Consider the following 17919-nt stretch of genomic DNA (forward strand, 5'->3'; position numbering starts at 1 on the left):
GCGCGGCGGCGCGTCAAACGATTCTGACTCTTTCGTGCGAGGCGGAGATGTTCATGGCCTCACGATACTTCGCCACGGTGCGCCGCGCTACTGGGATTCCCGATGTTTTGAGCAGGTCAGCCAGCTTGGCGTCAGAAAGCGGCTTGCGTGGGTTCTCGTCATCGATCAGGCGCCGGATCATGGCCTGGATGGCGGTGCTGGACGCTTCGCCACCGCCGTCGGTGTCGATGCCCGAGGCGAAGAAGGCGCGCAGCGGCAGGGTGCCGCGTGGCGTACGCACATGTTTGCGGGCGATCGCGCGCGATACGGTGGATTCGTGCAGGCCCAGTTCGCCGGCGATCTCGCGCAGGGTCAGCGGGCGCAGTGCCTGTTCGCCGAATTCAAGGAAGCCCGCCTGCTGCTGGATCAGGCTGCGCACCACCCGCAGCAGCGTCTCGCCACGCGCCTGCAGGCCCTTCAGCAGCCAGCGCGCTTCCTGCAGCTGGCCGCGCAGATAACCGGCATCGGCGTCACCGCAGTGACGGATCATCTGCTCGTAACCGCGGTGGATCACCAGCTTGGGGCCGGCATGGGCGGCCAGCGCGGCGCGCCAGATGCCGTTCTGCCGCCATACGACCACGTCGGGTACCACGTAGGTATCCTGGGCGAGCGGGGCGATCTGGGTGCCGGGGCGAGGGTCCAGCGAGCGCAGCAGGGCCACGGCGGTCTCGACCTCGGCCAGCGGCTGCTTCAACTGCTGGGCCAGGCCCGTCACGCCCGAGCGCGGCAGTTGTTCCAGTGGGCCGGCGGCAACCTGCCGGGCCAGGGCCAGGCACGGGGTATCAGCAGGAAGCACGTCCAGCTGCAGTTGCAGGCATTCGCCAAGGCTGCGCGCGGCCACGCCTACGGGGTCGAAGCGCTGGATCTGGTGCAGCACGGTCAGGATTTCGTCTTCACCGGCGTGGATCGCCGGCAACAGCGCTTCGGCGATGGCCGAGAGCGGTTCGCGCAGATAGCCATCGTCTTCCAGCGAATCGATCAGCGCGGCGCCGATGCTGCGGTCGCGGTTGGACAGGTGGGTCAGATGCAGCTGCCACAGCAGGTGGTCGGCAAGGGTTTCGGTTTCGGCAACGCGTTCGGCGGCACTGCCGTTGTCGTCGTCATCATCGAAACTACCGCCGCTGCCGCCGCTGCTCCAGTCCAGCTCGGCGGGCGCCCAGTCGTCGCTGCTGCTTTCAGCGTTGTCAGGCGGGGCGTCATTGTCGCCGGCCCCGTCCTCGCTGCTGCCGTCCTTGTCGACACCGGCGCCTTCGTCGCTGCTGTCGGACCAGTCCAGCAGCGGATTGCTCTCCACCGCCTGTGCGATTTCCAGCTCCAGCTCGGTCGTGGACATCTGCAGCAGCTTGATCGCCTGCTGCAGCTGGGGCGTAAGCACCAGCTGCTGTCCCAACGATGTCTGCAGCCGAGTCTTCATGCCTGTGCCGAACGGAAGGGAGAGGGCCCGGCGGCCGCGGTTACAGCTTGAAGGAGTCCCCAAGGTAGACGCGACGCACGTCGGCATTGTCCAGGATCGCCTCGGGCGAGCCCTGGGCCAGTACGGTGCCCTCTGCGAGGATATACGCGCGGTCGCAGATTCCCAAGGTCTCGCGCACGTTGTGGTCGGTGATCAGCACACCGATGCCGCGTTGCTTGAGATGGGTGACGATGCGCTGGATTTCGCCGACCGAGATCGGGTCGACACCGGCGAAGGGTTCGTCGAGCAGGATCAGCCGCGGTTTGGCGGCCAGTGCACGGGCGATCTCGCAGCGACGGCGCTCACCACCGGACAGGCTGGCGCCGAGCTGTTCGGAAACATGCCCAAGCTGCAGTTCGTCGAGCAGGCTGTTCAGTTCGCGCTCGCGGCCCGCCGAATCCAGGTCCTCGCGCAGTTCCAGCACCAGGCGCAGGTTGTCGGCCACGGTCAGCTTGCGGAACACCGACGGTTCCTGCGGCAGGTAGCCCACGCCCTGCTTGGCGCGGGTGTACATCGGGTCGCCGGTGATGTCCTTGCCGTCCAGCACGATGCTGCCGGCATCGGCACCGACCAGGCCGACGATCATGTAGAAGCAGGTGGTCTTGCCGGCACCGTTGGGACCGAGCAGGCCAACCACTTCACCGGCGTCCAGGGTCAGCCCGAAGTCCTTGACGACTTCGCGCTGCTTGTAGCGTTTGCGCAGGCCAGTTGCGACGAGCATTACTTCTTGCCTCCCGCCGGGGCCGGAGCCGGGCCGGCCGCTGGCGTCTTGTTCTTCGGCGGGATCACGGTGCGCACGCGGCTGCCGTCGCCGCCGGAGTTCATTTCACCGCTGCGGGTGTTGTAGACCATGCGCTGGCCCGCGTTGGTGCCGCGCGCGCTGGTGACCTTGTAGTTGCCGGTCAGGGTGATGATCTCGGTGGTGATGTCGTAGTCGATCCGGTCGGCCACCGCATCCATCCAGGTGCCATCGTCGAGCTGCTGCTTCATCTTGGCCTGCTTGCCGGTGAACACCGCACGCACGGCTTCGCCGCCCTTGAGGTAGATCTCCGCTTCGGATGAGCGCAGGTCCAGGGTGCCCTGGGTGATGATCACGCCACCGGACAGCACGGTCTTGCCATCACCGGTGAGGGTGCCGGACTGCGCACCGGAATCAATGTTCATCGCTTCATTGCGGTCCGTCGACTTGGCAAAGGCGACAGCGGGGACAAGAAGACTGAGTGCGAGCACGGCTGCAAAGGAAATCTTCATCGGGGTCCGTTCTACCGGTGGTGGCCCTCCGGCGGGACCGGGGGCGGCGGGTGGGGGCTGCCGGCTTCGCGCCTGTCGGGAAGACGTCGCGGGCGGGCGGCGGAATCAGCGCTTGGGCGTGTAACGACCCTTGGACTGGCTGAGGAAATGATACGTGTTGTTCTTCGAATCCACCTCGAACCCGACGCCGGACTGCTCCATGCCGGGCCGGGTCATGGTCACCAGGGCATCGGTGCGGGCGCGGTTGTCCTTCGGGAACACATCCAGGTGGTCGGTGCGGAAGGTGGTCGGGACCACGCCCGGGCCGGTCGGGCTGTCGCCGGCGACGTTGCCACGCAGCTTCATCTCGTCGCCCTTGGCACTGAGCCAGCCGGTCTGGGCGCGCAGCGTCCAGTGCTTGCCGTCCTTGTCGGGCATTTCGAACAGCGGGGTGGTGATGTTGAGCGTCTGGTCGCCACGCTGACGTTCCAACAGGGGGGCACGCAGAGTGGTCGATTCCTTGCCATGTTCGTCCAGGGCGACGATCTGGAAGTCGTGCAGGATGTAGTCCACACCGGCGTCCTGGCCTTCGGCGGCAGGTGCCTTTTCACGGTTGCGCAGCGCTGCCCAACTGCTCAGCAGGGCTGCCAGGAGCAGGCCGACGCCGAGGACCATCCGCCAGTTCAGAGTGGGGGCATTCATGCGCCGAACCTCGCCAGCACGGCGTCCACGCGGCCCTGCGCGCCCAGCAGCACGTCGCACAGCTCGCGCGCGGCACCACGGCCACCGTCAGCACGGGTGATCCAGTGCACGCGCTCGGCGATCCACGGATGGGCATTGGCCGGAGCCACCGCCAGGCCGACCGCGCCCAGCGGCGCCAGGTCCGGCAGATCGTCACCCATGAAGGCCACCTGCTCCAGGCCGATGCCGTGCTGGGCGCACAGCGCCTGCACGCTGGCCAGCTTGTCGCCGACGGCAATCTGGGTGTCGATGCCCAGGTCGGCGCCGCGCTTGAGCGCGGACTGGCTGTTGCGCGCGGTGATCAGCACGGGGTGGATACCGTGCTGCTGCAGCAGTTTCAGGCCCAGGCCATCCTGCACGAAGTACGCCTTGCTCTCGTTGCCATCCTTGTCGTAGTACAGCCGACCATCGGTGAGGGTGCCGTCCACGTCGAAGCAGGCCAGGCGGATACCGGCCGCAACGGCATGCAGGTGGGCGGGGAAGGCGGGCAGGGGGGACCAGGGCATCAGGGCATCGGACTCGGTGGTTGCGGGCTCGTTGGTACAGACTGAATGGGGTCTACGGACTGTCGGTTAAACCACCCGGGCCCGCAACAGGTCATGAATGTTCAGGGCGCCGACCGCGCGGCCCTGGCTGTCGACCACGATCAGGCCGGTGATCTTGTGGGTTTCCATCAGCCGCGCAGCCTCCACCGCCAGCTTGTCGGCGCTGATGGTGCGCGGTTGCCGGGTCATCACATCGGCGATCCTGGCGGTGCGCACGTCCAGGTCGGTGTCCAGGGCGCGGCGCAGGTCGCCATCGGTGAACAGGCCGATCAGCACGCCCTGGTCGTCGACAACGGCGGTCATGCCCAGGCGCTTGCGGCTCATCTCCATCAGCGCTTCGCTGAGGCTGGCGCCGACATCGACCTTGGGCAGGTCCTCGCCGGTGTGCATGACGTCGGTGATGTGCAGCAGCAGGCGGCGACCGAGGCTGCCGGCCGGGTGCGAGCGGGCGAAATCGTCCGCGGTGAAACCGCGTGCGTCCAGCAGGGCCACCGCCAGGGCGTCGCCCATCGCCAGCGAGGCGGTGGTGCTGGAGGTGGGCGCCAGCGCCAGCGGGCAGGCCTCGGCCGGCACGCTCACATCCAGGTGGAAATCGGCGGCGCTGGCCAGGCTCGACTGCGGGCGGCCGGTCATGGCGATCAGCACATTGCCCTGGCGCTTGAGCACCGGCAGCAGCATCAGCAGCTCATCCGATTCACCCGAATAGGACAGGGCCAGCACGACGTCATCCTCGGTGATCATGCCGAGGTCGCCGTGGCCGGCCTCGCCCGGATGCACGTAGAACGCCGGGGTGCCGGTGGAAGCCAGGGTCGCGGCGATCTTGCGCGCGACATGGCCGGACTTGCCCATGCCGGTGGCGACCACCCGGCCACGGCTGCCCAGGATCGCCCGGCAGGCCTGCTGGAAGGCATCGCCGAGGCGGTCGGCCACGGCGTCCAGCGCCTGCCGTTCGATCTCGAACACGCGCCGGCCACTGGCGACCAGGGCGGCAGGGTCGGCGGAACGGGGGGGCAACAGGGATTCGGCCATGCGGACGCCACGCAGCGGAAGTAGAATGGACGCACATTTTATTAGGAAAGCCCGTTGGACGCCGACACCATCCGCAATCTGATCGAAACCGGCCTGCCCGGCGCCCGCGCCGACGTGCAGGGTGACGATGGCGTGCATTTCGAAGCGACCGTGGTCAGCGAGGCCTTTGCCGGCAAGCTGCCGCTGGCCCGCCACCGGATGGTGTATGCCACTCTGGGTGACCTGATGGGCGGCGCGATCCACGCGCTCGCACTGAAAACCGTGACCCCGGCCGAAGCCGGCTGAACCGCAGAAGATCCCCAATACATGGCCAAGATCGTTGTGACCGGCGGCGCTGCGCTGCACGGTGAAGTAAGCATCTCCGGCGCCAAGAACGCCGTCCTTCCCATCCTGTGCGCGACCCTGCTGGCCGATGCGCCGGTGGAGATCACCAACGTGCCGCATCTGCACGATGTGGTCACCACGGTGAAGCTGCTGGGCGAACTGGGCGCGAACGTGACCATCGACCAGGGCACGCTGTCGCGTGGCAGCGCGATCGTGGTCGACCCGCGTCCGGTCAACCAGCATGTGGCTCCGTATGAGCTGGTCAGGACCATGCGCGCCTCGATCCTGGTGCTGGGCCCGCTGCTGGCCCGCTTCGGCGCGGCCGAAGTGTCGCTGCCCGGCGGCTGCGCGATCGGTTCGCGACCGGTCGACCAGCATATCAAGGGCCTGCAGGCGCTCGGTGCCGACATCGTGGTCGAGAACGGCTTCATCAAGGCCACCGCCAAGCGCCTGAAGGGTGGCCACTTCACCTTCGACATGGTCAGCGTGACCGGTACCGAGAACGTGCTGATGGCCGCAGTGCTGGCCGAAGGCACCACCATCCTCGACAACGCGGCGATGGAACCGGAAGTCACCGACCTGGCGCATTGCCTGATCGCTCTCGGCGCGAAGATCGAAGGCCTGGGCACCGCCCGCCTGGTCATCGAAGGCGTCGAACGCCTGTCCGGTGGCCGCCATGAAGTGCTGCCCGACCGCATCGAAACCGGCACCTTTCTGGTGGCCGCAGCGATGACCGGCGGCAAGGTCACCGTCAATCGCGCGCGCCCGAACACCATGGACGCGGTGCTGGCCAAGCTGGTGGAAGCCGGCGCGACCATCGAGACCACCGAAGACAGCATCACCCTGGACATGCACGGCAAGCGGCCGAAGGCGGTCAACCTGACCACCGCACCGTATCCGGCGTTCCCGACCGACATGCAGGCGCAGTTCATGGCGCTCAACTGCGTGGCCGACGGCGTGGGCGTGATCAACGAAACGATCTTCGAGAACCGTTTCATGCACGTCAACGAACTGCTCCGCCTCGGCGCGGACATCCAGGTGGAAGGCCACACGGCCATCGTGCGCGGTCACGAACGCCTGAGTGGGGCACCGGTGATGGCGACCGACCTGCGGGCGTCGGCGTCGCTGATCCTGGCCGGCTTGATGGCCGATGGCGATACCACCATCGATCGCATCTACCACCTTGATCGCGGCTACGAGAACATCGAAGAGAAGCTGTCTTCGCTCGGCGCCACCATCCGGCGCGTGGCCGCATGATCCTGCGCGGCAAGTTCAGCCGCCGCCGCAAGGCGCTGCTGGTGCTGGTGCTGATCGTGCTGGCGTGGCTGGGCTACGCCTGGTACGCCAACATCGCCATCACCAAGGGCATCGAGCAGAAGGACATGGACTGGAATGGCGACGGCACGGTGACCCGCGACGAGATCATCCAGTCGTTCTACGCGGTGGCGGTCAACGACAGCCAGGACGGCAACCGCCATTGCCGTACCTTCGTGCGTCGATCCACGGGCGAGCAGATCCGGGTGGACTGCCGCACCGAGTTCAAGCCGGCGGAAGAAACGAAAAAGTGAAAAAAACGCCCGCGAAAGCGGGCGTTTTTTCTGGGACATCCATCCACGCATGGCGTGGATCTACTTTGCGTCCCAGTAGATCCACGCCATGCGTGGATGGCGCGCATCGTCGGTCAGTTCATCGCTTTGATGGTCAGGTCCAGCGCATCGCGGCCGCTCTCACGCTGCAGCATGCGCGCCGGCACCGGGAACTCCGGCACGATCCAGGCAATCAGCTCCTTGTTGCCGTCGACGCGCGAGACCTTGGTGGCCTCGTAGCTCTTGCCGCCGACGGTGACCGATTCCTTGCCCACCACGCGGTAGGTCATGTTCTTGATGCGGCCTTCGTCGACCATGCGATAGGTCAGCGGCTTGCCGGCGGCCAGGTCGCGGGCGATGGCCAGGTTGATCAGCAGCGCGTCCATGTCGCCGGCCTTCAGGGCGATCGGTCCGGCGCGGTCCGGCTTGATGTCGCCGGTCCAGGTGGCCTGGTTGCTGGTCCAGTTGTAGTTGGCCTGCACATTGCGCTTCTTCACCAGCAGCGCAGAGCGGTCCTGGCTGCTGAGCGGGCGCAACTGCCCGCGCACTTCCTCGAACACCGTGGTCTGGCTCAGGTCCGCCAGCTGGTTCTTGACCTGCAGGCTGTAACGCCACTTGTTGGTGCCTTCGCTGGCCAGGGTCATGCTGCCATTGGCCTGCATGCCCATGTAGCTGGCGAGGTAGTCGGCCTTGAACGGCTGCAGGGCCATGGCCGGCAGGCTGGCCACCGACAGTGCGGCAGCGGCGATCCAGGTCAGGGGGCGGGTCAGGGTGTTCATGCTCAGACTCCTTGGTATTCGATCAGGCGCAGATCGACGCGATCTTCGCCGTCTTCACGTTGCAGGATGCGCACCGGGGTGGGGACACCGTTGGCGATCCAGAGAATGGTTTCATTGTTGCCGCCGTTGGTGCGATACACCCGCAGCGCGTTGTAGGACAGGTCGCCGACCTCGACGTTCTCGGTCTGCGGCGCAGCCTGGTAATCGTGCTGGCGCACCTTGCCCATGTCGACGTAGCGATAGTGCATGGCCGCGCCGGGACGGGCGTCGCGCATGATCGCCAGGTTGATCAGCAACGCGCTCTGGTCGCCGGCCTGCAGTGGGATCGGCTGGGCGCGCTTCTTTTCCACGTCGCCGCTCCATTGCGCGGTACCGGCCTGCCAGTTGTAGGTGCCGACCGCCTTCTTGCCCAGGAACAGGCCCTTGCGCACCGTGCTCTGGCTGAGCGGCGCATACACACCGCTGCGCTCCTCGAACACCGTGCTCTGCTCGATGTTCAGGCCCAGCACGCTGGCAAAGCCGCGGCGGCCGACCACCTGCATGTCCACCCGCCACTGGCTGCCGCCGGTGTGGGTGACCTGCATGGTCGCATCGCCTGCTTCCTTGCCTTTGAAGAACGCCTGGTAGGTCGCGCTGAACGGCTGCAGCGGCGGCGGCTCCCAGGCCAGTGCAGGCAACACCGGCGGCGCCACCTCCGCAGGTGCCGGCGCAGCGGGCGCTGTTGCCTGGCCCCAGCCCGCACAGGCGAGGACGGCAAGCGGCAGCAGCAGAGTTGTACGCAGCAGGGACGTGGTCTTCATGGCCGACAGGAACCGCAGGAGGGGAGCAGGATGCCAGCCCCGCAGTCAGCGGGGCGTGTGCACGGGCGTTACCGGTTCAGATTTCCGGCGGAATCTAGAGCCAAGGGGTTAAACAGAGGGTGACCGTCGAACATCGGCTGGCCTTCCCGTTCAGCCAGGCGGCCTGCACAGAGCAGTTCCAGGGTGGCGATCAGCAGCGGATGCTCCACCGCAAGCACGCGTTCGGCCAGGGTCTGCGCATCGTCGCCGGCAAGCACCGGAACCCGGGCCTGCGCCAGCACCGCGCCGGCATCCAGTTCCGGCACCACCAGGTGCACGCTGGCGCCGTGCTCGCTATCGCCGGCCTCAAGCGCCCGTGCATGGGTGTGCAGGCCCTTGTGCAGCGGCAGCAGCGAGGGGTGGATGTTGACCAGGCGGCCATTGAACCGCTGCACGAAATCGGCGCCGAGGATGCGCATGTAGCCGGCGCAGACGATCCAGTCCGGCGTGGATGCTGCCAGCGCATCACCCAGCGCCTGCTCGTAGGCGGCGCGGTTGCTGAATTCCTTCGGCGCATGCCCCCAGCGTCGATCCGTTGCCACCCGCTCCAGGGCGGTCGCATCGGGACGATCGGAGAACACGCCGACAATCTCGGCCTGCAGTCGCCCTGCCGCGATGGCGTCGACAATGGCCTGCAGGTTGCTGCCGCGCCCGGATGCCAGCACGGCGATTCGGCGGATGCTCATCGCACCACGCTCCGGCGTACCAGCGGCCACAGCAACAGGCTGCCCAGGGTCGCCAGCAGCATGTCCGCATGCGCGTCCCACATGTCGCCCTGCTGGCCGTTGTAGGCCTCAGCCGCTTCCGGCGACAGGGCAAGGGCGATGCCCCATTCCAGCCACTCATACACCAGGCTGGAACACATCACCGCCATCACCGCCAGGGTGAATGCCTGGCCGATGCGCAGCGCAGGCCAGGAATGTCGCGCCAGCTGCAGCAATGCGGGGGTGAAGCAGACGCCATAGAGGAAGTGGATCAGGCGATCGAAGTGGTTGCGCTGCCAGCCAAAGGCTGCGTCCGGCGACCACCCGAGCAGCGACTGCAGCCATGCGTCATACGGGACGTTGGAGTACAGCCAGCGCGCGGCCACGCAGTGGATGGCGATGAAGCCGCAGATGGCGATGAACGCGCCGTTGCCCAGCTGCCAGCGCCGGTCCACCCACCACAGGGCCAGCAGGCCGATCACCGTCAGCGAACTGTGCAGGGTCTGCTCGAGCGGCCACAGCGGATGGATCCAGGTGGCGGCGAAGATGCCCAGCACCGCGACCAGTGCGGCCTTCTTCGGTGCCGACAGGGAGTGGGTGGCGCGGTTGCGGGCGAGCGTGGAGGCAGCGGGCGTGGACATGTCGGGGCGATCAGCAGAAGAGACGGAACATGCGCTTGCCAGCTCAGACGCTGACGTGGTCGCCGCGGTCGAACAGTGCGGCGATCTCCGGCTTGCGCAGGAAATACACCGCGTAGGCGGTCAGGGCCATGCCCAGTGGGCCGGCCATCACCGCTGCCCAGGCCGCGCCGCGACACCAGGCCAGGTGGCTACGCTGGCCAAGCAGCCGCGCGGTGCGCATCTGCAGGAAGCCCAAGCCGATGGCCAGCAGCGACACCGCGGCGTACACCGTCGCCAGCACCGCGCCGTCGTCCATTCCGCGTTCGAAGGCGACGATGCCGACAAAGCCGAGGAAGACCAGCGCTGCCAGCCAATGGAAGCCGGCCAGCGCGTAGAACAGGATCTTCAGATTGTGCAGGTGGCTTGCGGTCTGCAGGTCCGCCAGGGTCTGCCGTGGCAGCGGCGGTGGATTCATTCCATCGTTCATGCCAGACCCGCCTGGCCAGCGAAGGCGGCCTTAACCTGCGGGCGCAGCAGCACGACCAGAGTGAACACGCCGAGGATGGTGCCGATGGGGGTGAACAGGCACGCCAGCCCCGCCACGATCATGCACAGCAGGTAGCGGCGCTGCCGTGACAGGCAGCGGCCGGCATAGGCCACGAAGCCTGCCAGGGTCAGCCCGCCGAGCACGATGCACACGCCCATCACGGTGAACAGCCAGCCGACGAACTGCTGCTCTTCCGGCGATGACGGTTCACCGCCGGACTTCATCGGCAGCGAGCCGGACAGCATGGCGATGCCCAGCACGATGTGCAGGATGAAGACCAGCGAGAACACCGCCATCAGGCCAGCGACCACATAGTGACCGATCGCCAGCTGGCGCAGCTGGGTGGCGTCCTGCGGGCCGAACACCGGCACGGCCGGGTTCGGCGGCAGCACCGGCGGAGCCGGCGGCGTCGACAAGGGAGGAGGTGCGTCCATGCGGGTTCCTTTGTCCAGTGGATCAGGCGATGTGGACGCGTTCGCCGCCCTGGGCGGTGACCACCTGGCCGATCGTCCAGTGCTCCAGGCCTTCCGCCTTGACCGCAGCGGATACGGCCTCGAGCTGGTCCGCAGCGACGATCAGCACGAAGCCGATGCCGCAGTTGAAGGTGCGCCACATCTCGCTGTCGGCCACCGCGCCTTCCTTCTGCAGCCACTGGAACACCGGCGGCAGGGTCCACGACGAGGCCTGGATGTCCAGGCCGAGGCCTTCGGGCACCACGCGGATGATGTTCTCGGTCAGGCCGCCACCGGTGATGTGGGCCATGCCGTGGATGGCATTGCCGTGCGACTTCAGCAGCGACAGGATCGGCTTGACGTACAGGCGGGTGGGGGCCATCAGCGCATCGACCAGCTTGACCCCGCCTTCCAGTTCCAGCTCGGCCGGGCGGCCGGCGCGGTCATAGATGCGACGGACCAGCGAATAGCCGTTGGAGTGCGGGCCGGACGAGGCGATGCCGATCAGCACGTCGCCGGCGGCGACATTGGCGCCGTCCTTCAGTTCGCTCTTTTCGACGGCCGCGACGGTGAAGCCGGCCAGGTCGTACTCGCCCGGCGCGTACATGTCGGGCATCTCGGCGGTTTCGCCGCCGATCAGGGCGCAGCCGGCCTCGGTGCAGCCATTGGCGATGCCGCCCACGACCGCGGCGGCGGTGTCGATGTCCAGCTTGCCGGTGGCGAAGTAGTCCAGGAAGAACAACGGCTCGGCGCCCTGCACCAGCACGTCGTTCACGCACATGGCGACCAGGTCGATGCCGATCGTATCGTGGCGGTTCAGCTGGTGGGCCAGCTTCAGCTTGGTGCCGACGCCATCGGTGCCCGACACCAGCACCGGCTCGCGGTACTTGTTGGACAGGTCGAACAGGGCGCCGAAGCCACCCAGGCCGCCCATCACCTCCGGACGGAAGCTGCGCTTGACCAGGGGCTTGATCCGCTCGACCAGTTCGTTGCCGGCGTCGATGTCGACACCCGCGTCACGGTAGGTGAGGGGAGAAGGGGCGGAAGACGGGCTGTTGGTCACGGGCGTCGGCGCTGGCAGGGGTTGAATCGCCGATTTTAACAGGCCGCATTGGCGCAAAGGCCGTATTCGGGCAACAATTCCCCCCGGATACGTCGAGCCAATGGATGTCCTGATGCGCCGCAGCCTGTTTTTGACCCTGCTCCTTGCGCTGTGCCTGCCGGTGGCCACGATGGCCCAGAGCGGCATGCGAACCGAGGGGGATGTTGCCACTGCCAGTGGTGCGTACGAGGCCGAAGTGCCCGTCAACAGTCAAGCCGAGGCTGACCGCAACGGTGCACTTGCCCGCGCGTTGAGCGTTGTACTGGGCAAATTGTCCGGCGATCGCAGCGTCATGTCGCGCCCCGGCGTGGCGCAGGCGTTGCGCAATGCCAAGGACTACGTGGCCAGCTACGACTACAAGCAGGACCAGAGCGTGGGCGCCAGCGGTGCGCCGAGCTTCCGTACCCTGCTGGTCGCGCGCTTCCGCGAGGATGACGTGGACGGGCTGGTGTCGGCCCTGGGCCTGCCGCTGTGGCCGCAGCCACGGCCGAAGCCGGTGCTGTGGCTGGCCGTCGACGACGGCAGTGGCCCGCGCCTGGTCAGCGTGCAGCAGGCCAATGCTGCGCGGCCGCTGCTGAGCCGGGCCATCGAGCGCGGCTACAAGCTCGGCCTGCCCAGTGGTGGCGCCGCCGAGCAGGCCCTGGCCGGTGCCATCTGGCGCCAGGACAGCGCCGCAGTCGCGCGGGCCTCGTCGCGCTATTCGCCGCCGATGCAGCTGATCGGCAAGCTTTACCGTGCCAATGGCGGTTGGCAGGCGGACTGGGTGTTCGTCGACAACGGCCGTGAACTGAACAAGTGGACCAGCAAGGACGCCAACGCCATGCGCGCGATGGCCGCCGGTGCCGATGGCGCTGCCGACGCGCTGGTCAAGCGTTATGCCAAGGCCGGTGCGGCCACCGGCCAGGCGGGCACCTACCGCGTGGTGGTGACCGGCATCAACAGCGCCGACGAATACCTGCGCCTGGCCGCCGGCCTGCGTGAAGTGGCGGTGGTGCGCAACGTGACACCGCTGCGCGCGACCGCCGACCACCTGGAACTGAATCTGGAAATGACCACCGGCCTGGCCGGCTTCAACCGCATGCTCGGCGACAACGGCGTGCTGGTGCCGTCGGCGACACTGCCGGCCCTGCCGACGCCGATCGACGATACGACCGGTGCACCGGCACCGGCGCCGGTCAGCAATGAGTACCGCCTGCGATGATCCTGTCCCCGGAAGCGGAAATCGCGCAGTTCCTGCGGCGGCTGAAGTTCATCCTGCTGGCCGGCCTGATCGGCTGGGTCGTGTGGCTGCTGGCGCCGATCCTGACGCCGTTCGTGCTGGCGCTGGCGCTGGCCTGGCTGGGCGATCCGCTGGTGGACCGCATCGAGGACACCGGCCGTTCGCGCATGACCGGCGTGGTGCTGGTGTTCGTGGCAATGGTGCTGGTGATCGTCGCGCTGCTGCTGGTGCTGGTGCCGATGATCGAGCGCCAGATCAGCACCCTGATCGCCGCGGCTCCGCAGGCGCAGGCCTGGCTGATGGAGAAGGGCATTCCCTGGTTCGAGCAGAAGACCGGGCTGGAAGTGATGCAGTGGATGGATCCGGACCGTCTGATCGAATGGGTGCGCAGCCATTGGCAGCAGGCCGGCGGGTTCGCCACGACCTTCATGGGCTACGTATCGCGCTCGGGCTTCACGGTGGTCACCTGGGTGGTCAACCTGTTGCTGCTGCCGATCCTGGCTTTCTACTTCCTGCGTGACTGGGACAAGCTGGTCGAACGCGTGGCATCGGTGATCCCGCGCAACCAGATCGGCACGATCACCACGCTGGCACGTGAATCCAACGAGGTGCTCGGCGCCTTCATCCGCGGGCAGTTCCTGGTGATGCTGGCGCTGGGCGTGATCTATGCCGGTGGCCTGTCGCTGGTCGGGCTCAAGCTGGGCCTGCTGATCGGCCTGATCGCCGGCCTGATCAGCTTCATTCCCTACCTGGGCGCGACCACCGGCATCCTGATGGCGATCGTGGCCGCGCTGGTACAGGCGCAGGGGTTCGACCTGAAGCTGCTGATCCTGGTGGGCGTGGTGTTCACCGTTGGCCAGCTGCTGGAGAGCTACGTGCTGACCCCGCGCATCGTTGGCGACAAGATCGGCCTGCATCCGGTGGCGGTGATCTTCGCGGTGATGGCCGGTGGCCAGCTGTTCGGCTTTCTGGGCATGCTGCTGGCGCTGCCGGTGGCGGCAGTCAGCAATGTGCTGTTGCGCTATGCGCACCAGCGTTACCGCCAGAGTGAGCTGTACGCCGGCGAGAAGCCCGCGATCGTGCTTGATGGTGTGATCGACCAGCCCCATATCATCGTGCCTGGCAATGACAAGGGTCCGGAACTGAAGTGATTGGTGTGCCGCAACTTCCGCTGGCCCTGCATTACCCGCGGGACCAGCGGCTGGAAAGCTTCATCGGCGCGCCGGACGGCGCGCTGGCGCAGCTGCATGCCATCGCTGTAGGGGCCAGCCACGACTGGGTGTACCTGGAAGGCGCGGCCGGCACCGGCAAGACTCACCAGGCGCTGGCGATGTGTTCCAGCGCCGAGCAGGCCGGGCGCCTGCCGACCTATGTACCGCTGGCCAGCGTGGTCGGCCGGGTGCGGGTGGCGCTGGAAGGGCTGGAGCAGCGCGAGCTGGTGGCGCTGGATGGCCTGGATGCGGTGGCAGGCAATCGTGAGGACGAAATCGCGCTGTTCGATTTCCACAACCGCGCGCGCGCTGCCGACGTGACGGTGCTGTACACGGCACAGAAGTCGCCGGGCGAACTGGGCCTGGTGCTGCCGGACCTGCGCTCGCGCCTGGGCCAATGCGTGCGCGTGCTGCTGCAGCCGCTGGACGAGGAAGGCCGCGCGGCGGTGTTGCGCGAGCGCGCGCTGCGCAGGGGGCTGGCGATCGACGAGGCCGCCATCGAGTGGCTGCTGTCGCACACCGGGCGCGAGCTGGGTGGGCTGATCACGTTGCTGGACTGGCTGGATCGCGAATCGCTGGCGGCGAAGCGGCGGATCACCGTGCCGTTCCTGCGCCAGGTGCTGGAAGAAGGCCGTCCCCGCTACTGAGGGGTGTTGTTCGGCAGGGCTGCGCCCTGCACCCGCCGAAGCCAGGGCAACGTCAACTTCAACGTCAACAGCAAAAGCTCGCTATCCGTGGGATGGCGGGGTGGCTCAGGTTGCGGGGGACGGCGCAAGTACGTCCCTGTAGCCTCGGTCGCGCCATCCATGGCGCTCACGCCCCCGCAACCTGAGCCACCCCGCCTTCGACAGGTTCCCGCGATCTGCCGTGTCGGCGTTCTGCACTGCTGTTGGTGGGTGTCGACCTTGGTCGACACGTGTCTTGCTTGTAGTGGGTGACGACCGTTGGTCGTCACAAGAGCGAAGCGACCCGCTTCTGCTTTTCTTTTTTCTTTTTCGTGGCTGGACGCGCACGGAATTTGTCAGAGGTCGTTGGCGCCATGATGGCGACAAGTAGATCCACGCCATGCGTGGATGAGACTTTCCGGGGAAGGACTGCCTTGGATCCGACGTTCTCTGCTTGTGGTAGGTGACGACGGTTGGTCGTCACCAGAGCAAGCGCAGCGAAGCGACCCGCTTCCGCTTTTTTCTTTCTTCCGTGGCTGGACGCCCACGCAGACTGTCAGAGGTCGGGCGGGTGGGCCATGCAGGGGCGTTGGCGCCATGGATGGCGCCATCGAGCTTACATGGATGTACTTGCAGCGTCCCCTGCATGGCCCACCCGTCCGGCCAAGCACGCGATCCGCTCTGCGCGACCAACCACGAGGGGCTCAGCCGTTCGCGGCCAACTCCGCATCCAGCGCATGCAGGCGATCAACGGTCCCGACATCGGTCCAGCGCCCGCGATGGTGCTGCCCCGTCATCAACCCCTGTGCCATGAAATGCTTCTGCAACGGCACCACCGAAAACTTCGGTGGCACACGCTCGCTGCCCGGTGCCTCACCGATCACCGCACGCCAATCGGCCACGATCGACGGACGATAGACGCCGATGCCCGCATAGGTCAGGCACGGGCCTTCGCGGTCATGGTGCAGTACACCGTGCGCGTCCAGCCGGTAGTCGCCATTGGGGTGCTGCGCCGGGTTGTCGACCAGTACCAGATGCGCTTGGCCGGCCGGTTCACGCGGCAGCGTGGCGAAATCGAAATCGGTCCAGATATCGCCGTTCACTACCAGGAACGGATCGTCCCCCAGCGCCGGCAATGCATTGAGGATGCCGCCACCGGTTTCCAGCGGGGTATCGCCTTCGTGCATGAAATGCAGGCGCAGGCCCCATTGGCTGCCATCGCCCAATGCGGCCGGGAACTGCTCGGCGAGCCACGCGGTGTTGATCACCACGTCGTGGATGCCGAGCGCAGCCAACCGCCGCAGATGCCAAACGATCAGCGGTTTGCCGGCCACTGCCAACAGCGGCTTGGGCGTGTGCAGGGTGAGGGGACGCATGCGCTCGCCCAGGCCGGCGGCGAAAATCAGTGCCTTCATCGATGCGGCCTTCAGCGCAGCACGCGCATTGGCGCGGCCAACTCGGCCAGTGCCGGTTTGATGCGCGTTTCCAGCAACTGCTGCAGGGGCGCCAGTTCGCGGTAGCGCGGCAGCACTTCATCGAGGTAGGCGATGAAGCGCGGCGCATCGTCCAGGTAGTGGCCCTTGTTGTCGCGGTAGCGCAGGCGGCAGAACAGGCCGAGGATCTTCACGTGGCGCTGGATGCCCATCCAGTCGGCATCGCGCAGGAAGGTGGCACGGTCGGGTACCGGCAAGCCGGCGTCGCGCGCGCGCTGGTGATACTGCGCCAGCCATTCGTCCACGCGCTGCAGCGGCCAGCTCAGGAAGGCATCCTTGAACAGACTTACCGCGTCGTAGGCGATCGGGCCACGCACCAGGTCCTGGAAATCCAGCACCGCCGGGCCGCCATCCACCGGCATCAGGTTGCGCGGCATGTAGTCGCGGTGGGTCATCAGCTGGGCCTGGCCCAGCGCGTTGTCCATCAGCCGACGGTGCACCAGCTGCAGGCCTTCGATCTCGCCGCAGTCCAGTTCAAGGCCAAGATGGCGTTGCAGGAACCACTCGTCGAACAGGCCGGCATCACGCTGCAGCAGCGCTTCGCCGAACTGACCGAAATCGGCCGGCACCGGGATGGCCTGCAGACGCAGCAGCTGATCGATGGAGCGACTGAACCACTCGTCGGCATTGCGTTCGTCGAGGATCTTCGCCAGCGTCGGGCCGCCCAGGTCTTCCAGCAGCAGGAAGCCGGCGTCGAGGTCCTGGGCAAGCAACGCGGGTACGCGCAGGCCGTGATCGTGCAGCAGGCCGCGCATGCGCAGCCACGGCGTGGGGTCCTCCAGCCCCGGCGGGGCGTCCATCACGATGTGGCTGCCGCGCTGGCTGGTGGTGCGCCAGTAGCTGCGCATGCCGGCGTCGACCGAGGCGCGTTCGACCACGGTGTTGCCGTCGTCGAGCTGGGTACGGGCCCACTGCAGGCGCTGTGCGCTGCGCTGGGGATCAGAGGCGGGTTCGGTCATGCAGGCATATCCGGGCGCGCCGGGCGCGCCAACGTCGGGGCAGAATGAAAAAGGAGGTGGCGGCTCAGCGGCGGCCGCTGAACAGGCGCAGGATCGCCAGCACGACGACCGCACCCAGCACCGCGCCGAGGAAGCCGGCCGGTTCACCGGGCGCGTACCAGCCCATGTACTGGCCGAACCAGCCGGCCAGCAGCGCGCCGATGATGCCCAGCACGATGGTCAGCAGGCAGCCCATGCGGTTGTTGCCGGGCATGAAGAAGCGTCCCAGCAGGCCCACGAAGAAGCCGACCAGGATGATGTAGAGCCAGCTGGTGCTGCCAAACAGACCGTTCATGCAATCAGTGCTCTCGAAGGATGGACGCAGCCTAGCAAGGCCGGGCTG

Annotated in this window: 22 protein-coding genes; 6 read left to right on the forward strand and 16 right to left on the reverse strand. The window is 67.0% G+C overall.

The window, feature by feature from the left end; genetic code table 11:
• Positions 1 to 13: 13 nt before the first annotated feature.
• The 6 genes from AC07UW_RS02130 to AC07UW_RS02155 form a co-directional block, all read right to left on the reverse strand.
• Positions 14 to 1453, reverse strand: a complete 1440-nt coding sequence (locus AC07UW_RS02130; RefSeq protein WP_223494415.1) for an RNA polymerase factor sigma-54 — start codon at positions 1451 to 1453, stop codon at positions 14 to 16.
• Positions 1454 to 1493: 40 nt separating this feature from the next.
• Positions 1494 to 2213 (reverse strand): LPS export ABC transporter ATP-binding protein, encoded by a 720-nt coding sequence (lptB, locus tag AC07UW_RS02135; RefSeq protein ID WP_025874019.1) that lies wholly within the window; start codon positions 2211 to 2213, stop codon positions 1494 to 1496.
• Positions 2213 to 2743, reverse strand: a complete 531-nt coding sequence (gene lptA / locus AC07UW_RS02140; protein ID WP_495211306.1) for a lipopolysaccharide transport periplasmic protein LptA — start codon at positions 2741 to 2743, stop codon at positions 2213 to 2215. Before lptA ends, lptB begins: the two co-directional genes overlap by 1 nt.
• Before the next feature lie 105 nt (positions 2744 to 2848).
• A complete protein-coding gene (gene lptC, locus AC07UW_RS02145; protein WP_223494416.1) occupies positions 2849 to 3424 on the reverse strand; it encodes an LPS export ABC transporter periplasmic protein LptC in 576 nt (191 codons plus the stop codon).
• The gene (locus AC07UW_RS02150; RefSeq protein WP_223494417.1) at positions 3421 to 3969 is read right to left on the reverse strand and encodes a KdsC family phosphatase; all 549 of its coding nucleotides are present in this window, start codon (positions 3967 to 3969) and stop codon (positions 3421 to 3423) included. Before AC07UW_RS02150 ends, lptC begins: the two co-directional genes overlap by 4 nt.
• Positions 3970 to 4035: 66 nt before the next feature.
• Positions 4036 to 5037, reverse strand: a complete 1002-nt coding sequence (locus AC07UW_RS02155) for a KpsF/GutQ family sugar-phosphate isomerase (protein ID WP_025874015.1) — start codon at positions 5035 to 5037, stop codon at positions 4036 to 4038.
• A gap of 54 nt (positions 5038 to 5091) precedes the next feature.
• Between AC07UW_RS02155 and AC07UW_RS02160 the strand changes: the two genes are divergently transcribed.
• Genes AC07UW_RS02160 through AC07UW_RS02170 form a run of 3 tightly spaced genes read left to right on the forward strand, consistent with a single transcriptional unit; the run spans position 5092 to position 6929 of the window.
• A complete protein-coding gene (locus AC07UW_RS02160; protein WP_025874014.1) occupies positions 5092 to 5322 on the forward strand; it encodes a BolA family protein in 231 nt (76 codons plus the stop codon).
• 21 nt (positions 5323 to 5343) lie between these two features.
• Entirely contained in the window at positions 5344 to 6618 is a 1275-nt protein-coding gene (gene murA / locus AC07UW_RS02165; RefSeq protein WP_495211307.1) for a UDP-N-acetylglucosamine 1-carboxyvinyltransferase, read from the forward strand.
• On the forward strand, positions 6615 to 6929 hold the full coding sequence (locus AC07UW_RS02170; protein WP_315829629.1) for an EF-hand domain-containing protein: 315 nt from the start codon (positions 6615 to 6617) through the stop codon (positions 6927 to 6929). The genes murA and AC07UW_RS02170 overlap by 4 nt, the downstream gene beginning before the upstream one ends.
• A gap of 113 nt (positions 6930 to 7042) precedes the next feature.
• Here AC07UW_RS02170 and AC07UW_RS02175 read toward each other — a convergent pair whose 3' ends face one another.
• The 7 genes from AC07UW_RS02175 to purM form a co-directional block, all read right to left on the reverse strand.
• Complete coding sequence (locus tag AC07UW_RS02175) at positions 7043 to 7726, reverse strand: DUF3108 domain-containing protein (protein WP_025874011.1); 684 nt, start codon at positions 7724 to 7726, stop codon at positions 7043 to 7045.
• Positions 7727 to 7728: 2 nt separating this feature from the next.
• Positions 7729 to 8526, reverse strand: coding sequence for a DUF3108 domain-containing protein (locus AC07UW_RS02180; protein ID WP_025874010.1), 798 nt, complete (start codon positions 8524 to 8526; stop codon positions 7729 to 7731).
• A 68-nt stretch (positions 8527 to 8594) separates the two neighbouring features.
• Complete coding sequence (gene purN, locus AC07UW_RS02185; RefSeq protein ID WP_495211308.1) at positions 8595 to 9251, reverse strand: phosphoribosylglycinamide formyltransferase; 657 nt, start codon at positions 9249 to 9251, stop codon at positions 8595 to 8597.
• On the reverse strand, positions 9248 to 9859 hold the full coding sequence (locus AC07UW_RS02190; protein ID WP_170919604.1) for a DUF2238 domain-containing protein: 612 nt from the start codon (positions 9857 to 9859) through the stop codon (positions 9248 to 9250). The genes purN and AC07UW_RS02190 overlap by 4 nt, the downstream gene beginning before the upstream one ends.
• 94 nt (positions 9860 to 9953) lie before the next feature.
• Positions 9954 to 10376, reverse strand: coding sequence for a hypothetical protein (locus AC07UW_RS02195; protein WP_495211309.1), 423 nt, complete (start codon positions 10374 to 10376; stop codon positions 9954 to 9956).
• Positions 10373 to 10870 (reverse strand): hypothetical protein, encoded by a 498-nt coding sequence (locus AC07UW_RS02200; protein WP_495211310.1) that lies wholly within the window; start codon positions 10868 to 10870, stop codon positions 10373 to 10375. The genes AC07UW_RS02195 and AC07UW_RS02200 overlap by 4 nt, the downstream gene beginning before the upstream one ends.
• A 22-nt stretch (positions 10871 to 10892) precedes the next feature.
• Positions 10893 to 11951, reverse strand: coding sequence for a phosphoribosylformylglycinamidine cyclo-ligase (purM, locus tag AC07UW_RS02205; protein WP_495211311.1), 1059 nt, complete (start codon positions 11949 to 11951; stop codon positions 10893 to 10895).
• A gap of 112 nt (positions 11952 to 12063) precedes the next feature.
• Here purM and AC07UW_RS02210 point away from each other — a divergent pair, with 112 nt between their 5' ends.
• The 3 genes from AC07UW_RS02210 to hda are packed head-to-tail and all read left to right on the forward strand — an operon-like array spanning position 12064 to position 15067.
• On the forward strand, positions 12064 to 13191 hold the full coding sequence (locus AC07UW_RS02210; protein WP_223482051.1) for a DUF2066 domain-containing protein: 1128 nt from the start codon (positions 12064 to 12066) through the stop codon (positions 13189 to 13191).
• Positions 13188 to 14360 (forward strand): AI-2E family transporter, encoded by a 1173-nt coding sequence (locus AC07UW_RS02215; RefSeq protein WP_140224786.1) that lies wholly within the window; start codon positions 13188 to 13190, stop codon positions 14358 to 14360. The genes AC07UW_RS02210 and AC07UW_RS02215 overlap by 4 nt, the downstream gene beginning before the upstream one ends.
• Complete coding sequence (gene hda / locus AC07UW_RS02220; protein ID WP_032977533.1) at positions 14360 to 15067, forward strand: DnaA regulatory inactivator Hda; 708 nt, start codon at positions 14360 to 14362, stop codon at positions 15065 to 15067. The genes AC07UW_RS02215 and hda overlap by 1 nt, the downstream gene beginning before the upstream one ends.
• A 722-nt stretch (positions 15068 to 15789) precedes the next feature.
• Here the strand turns inward: hda and murU are convergent.
• The 3 genes from murU to AC07UW_RS02235 all read right to left on the reverse strand — a co-directional run bounded on the left by murU (position 15790) and on the right by AC07UW_RS02235 (position 17871).
• The gene (gene murU, locus AC07UW_RS02225) at positions 15790 to 16500 is read right to left on the reverse strand and encodes an N-acetylmuramate alpha-1-phosphate uridylyltransferase MurU (RefSeq protein ID WP_495211312.1); all 711 of its coding nucleotides are present in this window, start codon (positions 16498 to 16500) and stop codon (positions 15790 to 15792) included.
• 11 nt (positions 16501 to 16511) lie between these two features.
• On the reverse strand, positions 16512 to 17537 hold the full coding sequence (locus AC07UW_RS02230) for an aminoglycoside phosphotransferase family protein (RefSeq protein WP_495211313.1): 1026 nt from the start codon (positions 17535 to 17537) through the stop codon (positions 16512 to 16514).
• A gap of 64 nt (positions 17538 to 17601) precedes the next feature.
• Positions 17602 to 17871, reverse strand: coding sequence for a GlsB/YeaQ/YmgE family stress response membrane protein (locus tag AC07UW_RS02235; protein ID WP_025874000.1), 270 nt, complete (start codon positions 17869 to 17871; stop codon positions 17602 to 17604).
• Between the last annotated feature and the right edge of the window lie 48 nt (positions 17872 to 17919).

It is taken from the genome of Stenotrophomonas sp. GW821-FHT02D01, assembly GCF_059421765.1.

Bases quoted from the DNA above. Each gene is read 5' to 3' on its own strand.
- AC07UW_RS02130 (WP_223494415.1), bottom strand. From the start codon at position 1,453: ATGAAGACTCGGCTGCAGACATCGTTGGGACAGCAGCTGGTGCTTACG.
- lptB (WP_025874019.1), bottom strand. From the start codon at position 2,213: ATGCTCGTCGCAACTGGCCTGCGCAAACGCTACAAGCAGCGCGAAGTC.
- lptA (WP_495211306.1), bottom strand. From the start codon at position 2,743: ATGAAGATTTCCTTTGCAGCCGTGCTCGCACTCAGTCTTCTTGTCCCC.
- lptC (WP_223494416.1), bottom strand. From the start codon at position 3,424: ATGAATGCCCCCACTCTGAACTGGCGGATGGTCCTCGGCGTCGGCCTG.
- AC07UW_RS02150 (WP_223494417.1), bottom strand. From the start codon at position 3,969: ATGCCCTGGTCCCCCCTGCCCGCCTTCCCCGCCCACCTGCATGCCGTT.
- AC07UW_RS02155 (WP_025874015.1), bottom strand. From the start codon at position 5,037: ATGGCCGAATCCCTGTTGCCCCCCCGTTCCGCCGACCCTGCCGCCCTG.
- murA (WP_495211307.1), top strand. From the start codon at position 5,344: ATGGCCAAGATCGTTGTGACCGGCGGCGCTGCGCTGCACGGTGAAGTA.
- AC07UW_RS02170 (WP_315829629.1), top strand. From the start codon at position 6,615: ATGATCCTGCGCGGCAAGTTCAGCCGCCGCCGCAAGGCGCTGCTGGTG.
- AC07UW_RS02175 (WP_025874011.1), bottom strand. From the start codon at position 7,726: ATGAACACCCTGACCCGCCCCCTGACCTGGATCGCCGCTGCCGCACTG.
- AC07UW_RS02180 (WP_025874010.1), bottom strand. From the start codon at position 8,526: ATGAAGACCACGTCCCTGCTGCGTACAACTCTGCTGCTGCCGCTTGCC.
- purN (WP_495211308.1), bottom strand. From the start codon at position 9,251: ATGAGCATCCGCCGAATCGCCGTGCTGGCATCCGGGCGCGGCAGCAAC.
- AC07UW_RS02195 (WP_495211309.1), bottom strand. From the start codon at position 10,376: ATGAACGATGGAATGAATCCACCGCCGCTGCCACGGCAGACCCTGGCG.
- AC07UW_RS02200 (WP_495211310.1), bottom strand. From the start codon at position 10,870: ATGGACGCACCTCCTCCCTTGTCGACGCCGCCGGCTCCGCCGGTGCTG.
- AC07UW_RS02210 (WP_223482051.1), top strand. From the start codon at position 12,064: ATGCGCCGCAGCCTGTTTTTGACCCTGCTCCTTGCGCTGTGCCTGCCG.
- AC07UW_RS02215 (WP_140224786.1), top strand. From the start codon at position 13,188: ATGATCCTGTCCCCGGAAGCGGAAATCGCGCAGTTCCTGCGGCGGCTG.
- murU (WP_495211312.1), bottom strand. From the start codon at position 16,500: ATGAAGGCACTGATTTTCGCCGCCGGCCTGGGCGAGCGCATGCGTCCC.
- AC07UW_RS02230 (WP_495211313.1), bottom strand. From the start codon at position 17,537: ATGACCGAACCCGCCTCTGATCCCCAGCGCAGCGCACAGCGCCTGCAG.
- AC07UW_RS02235 (WP_025874000.1), bottom strand. From the start codon at position 17,871: ATGAACGGTCTGTTTGGCAGCACCAGCTGGCTCTACATCATCCTGGTC.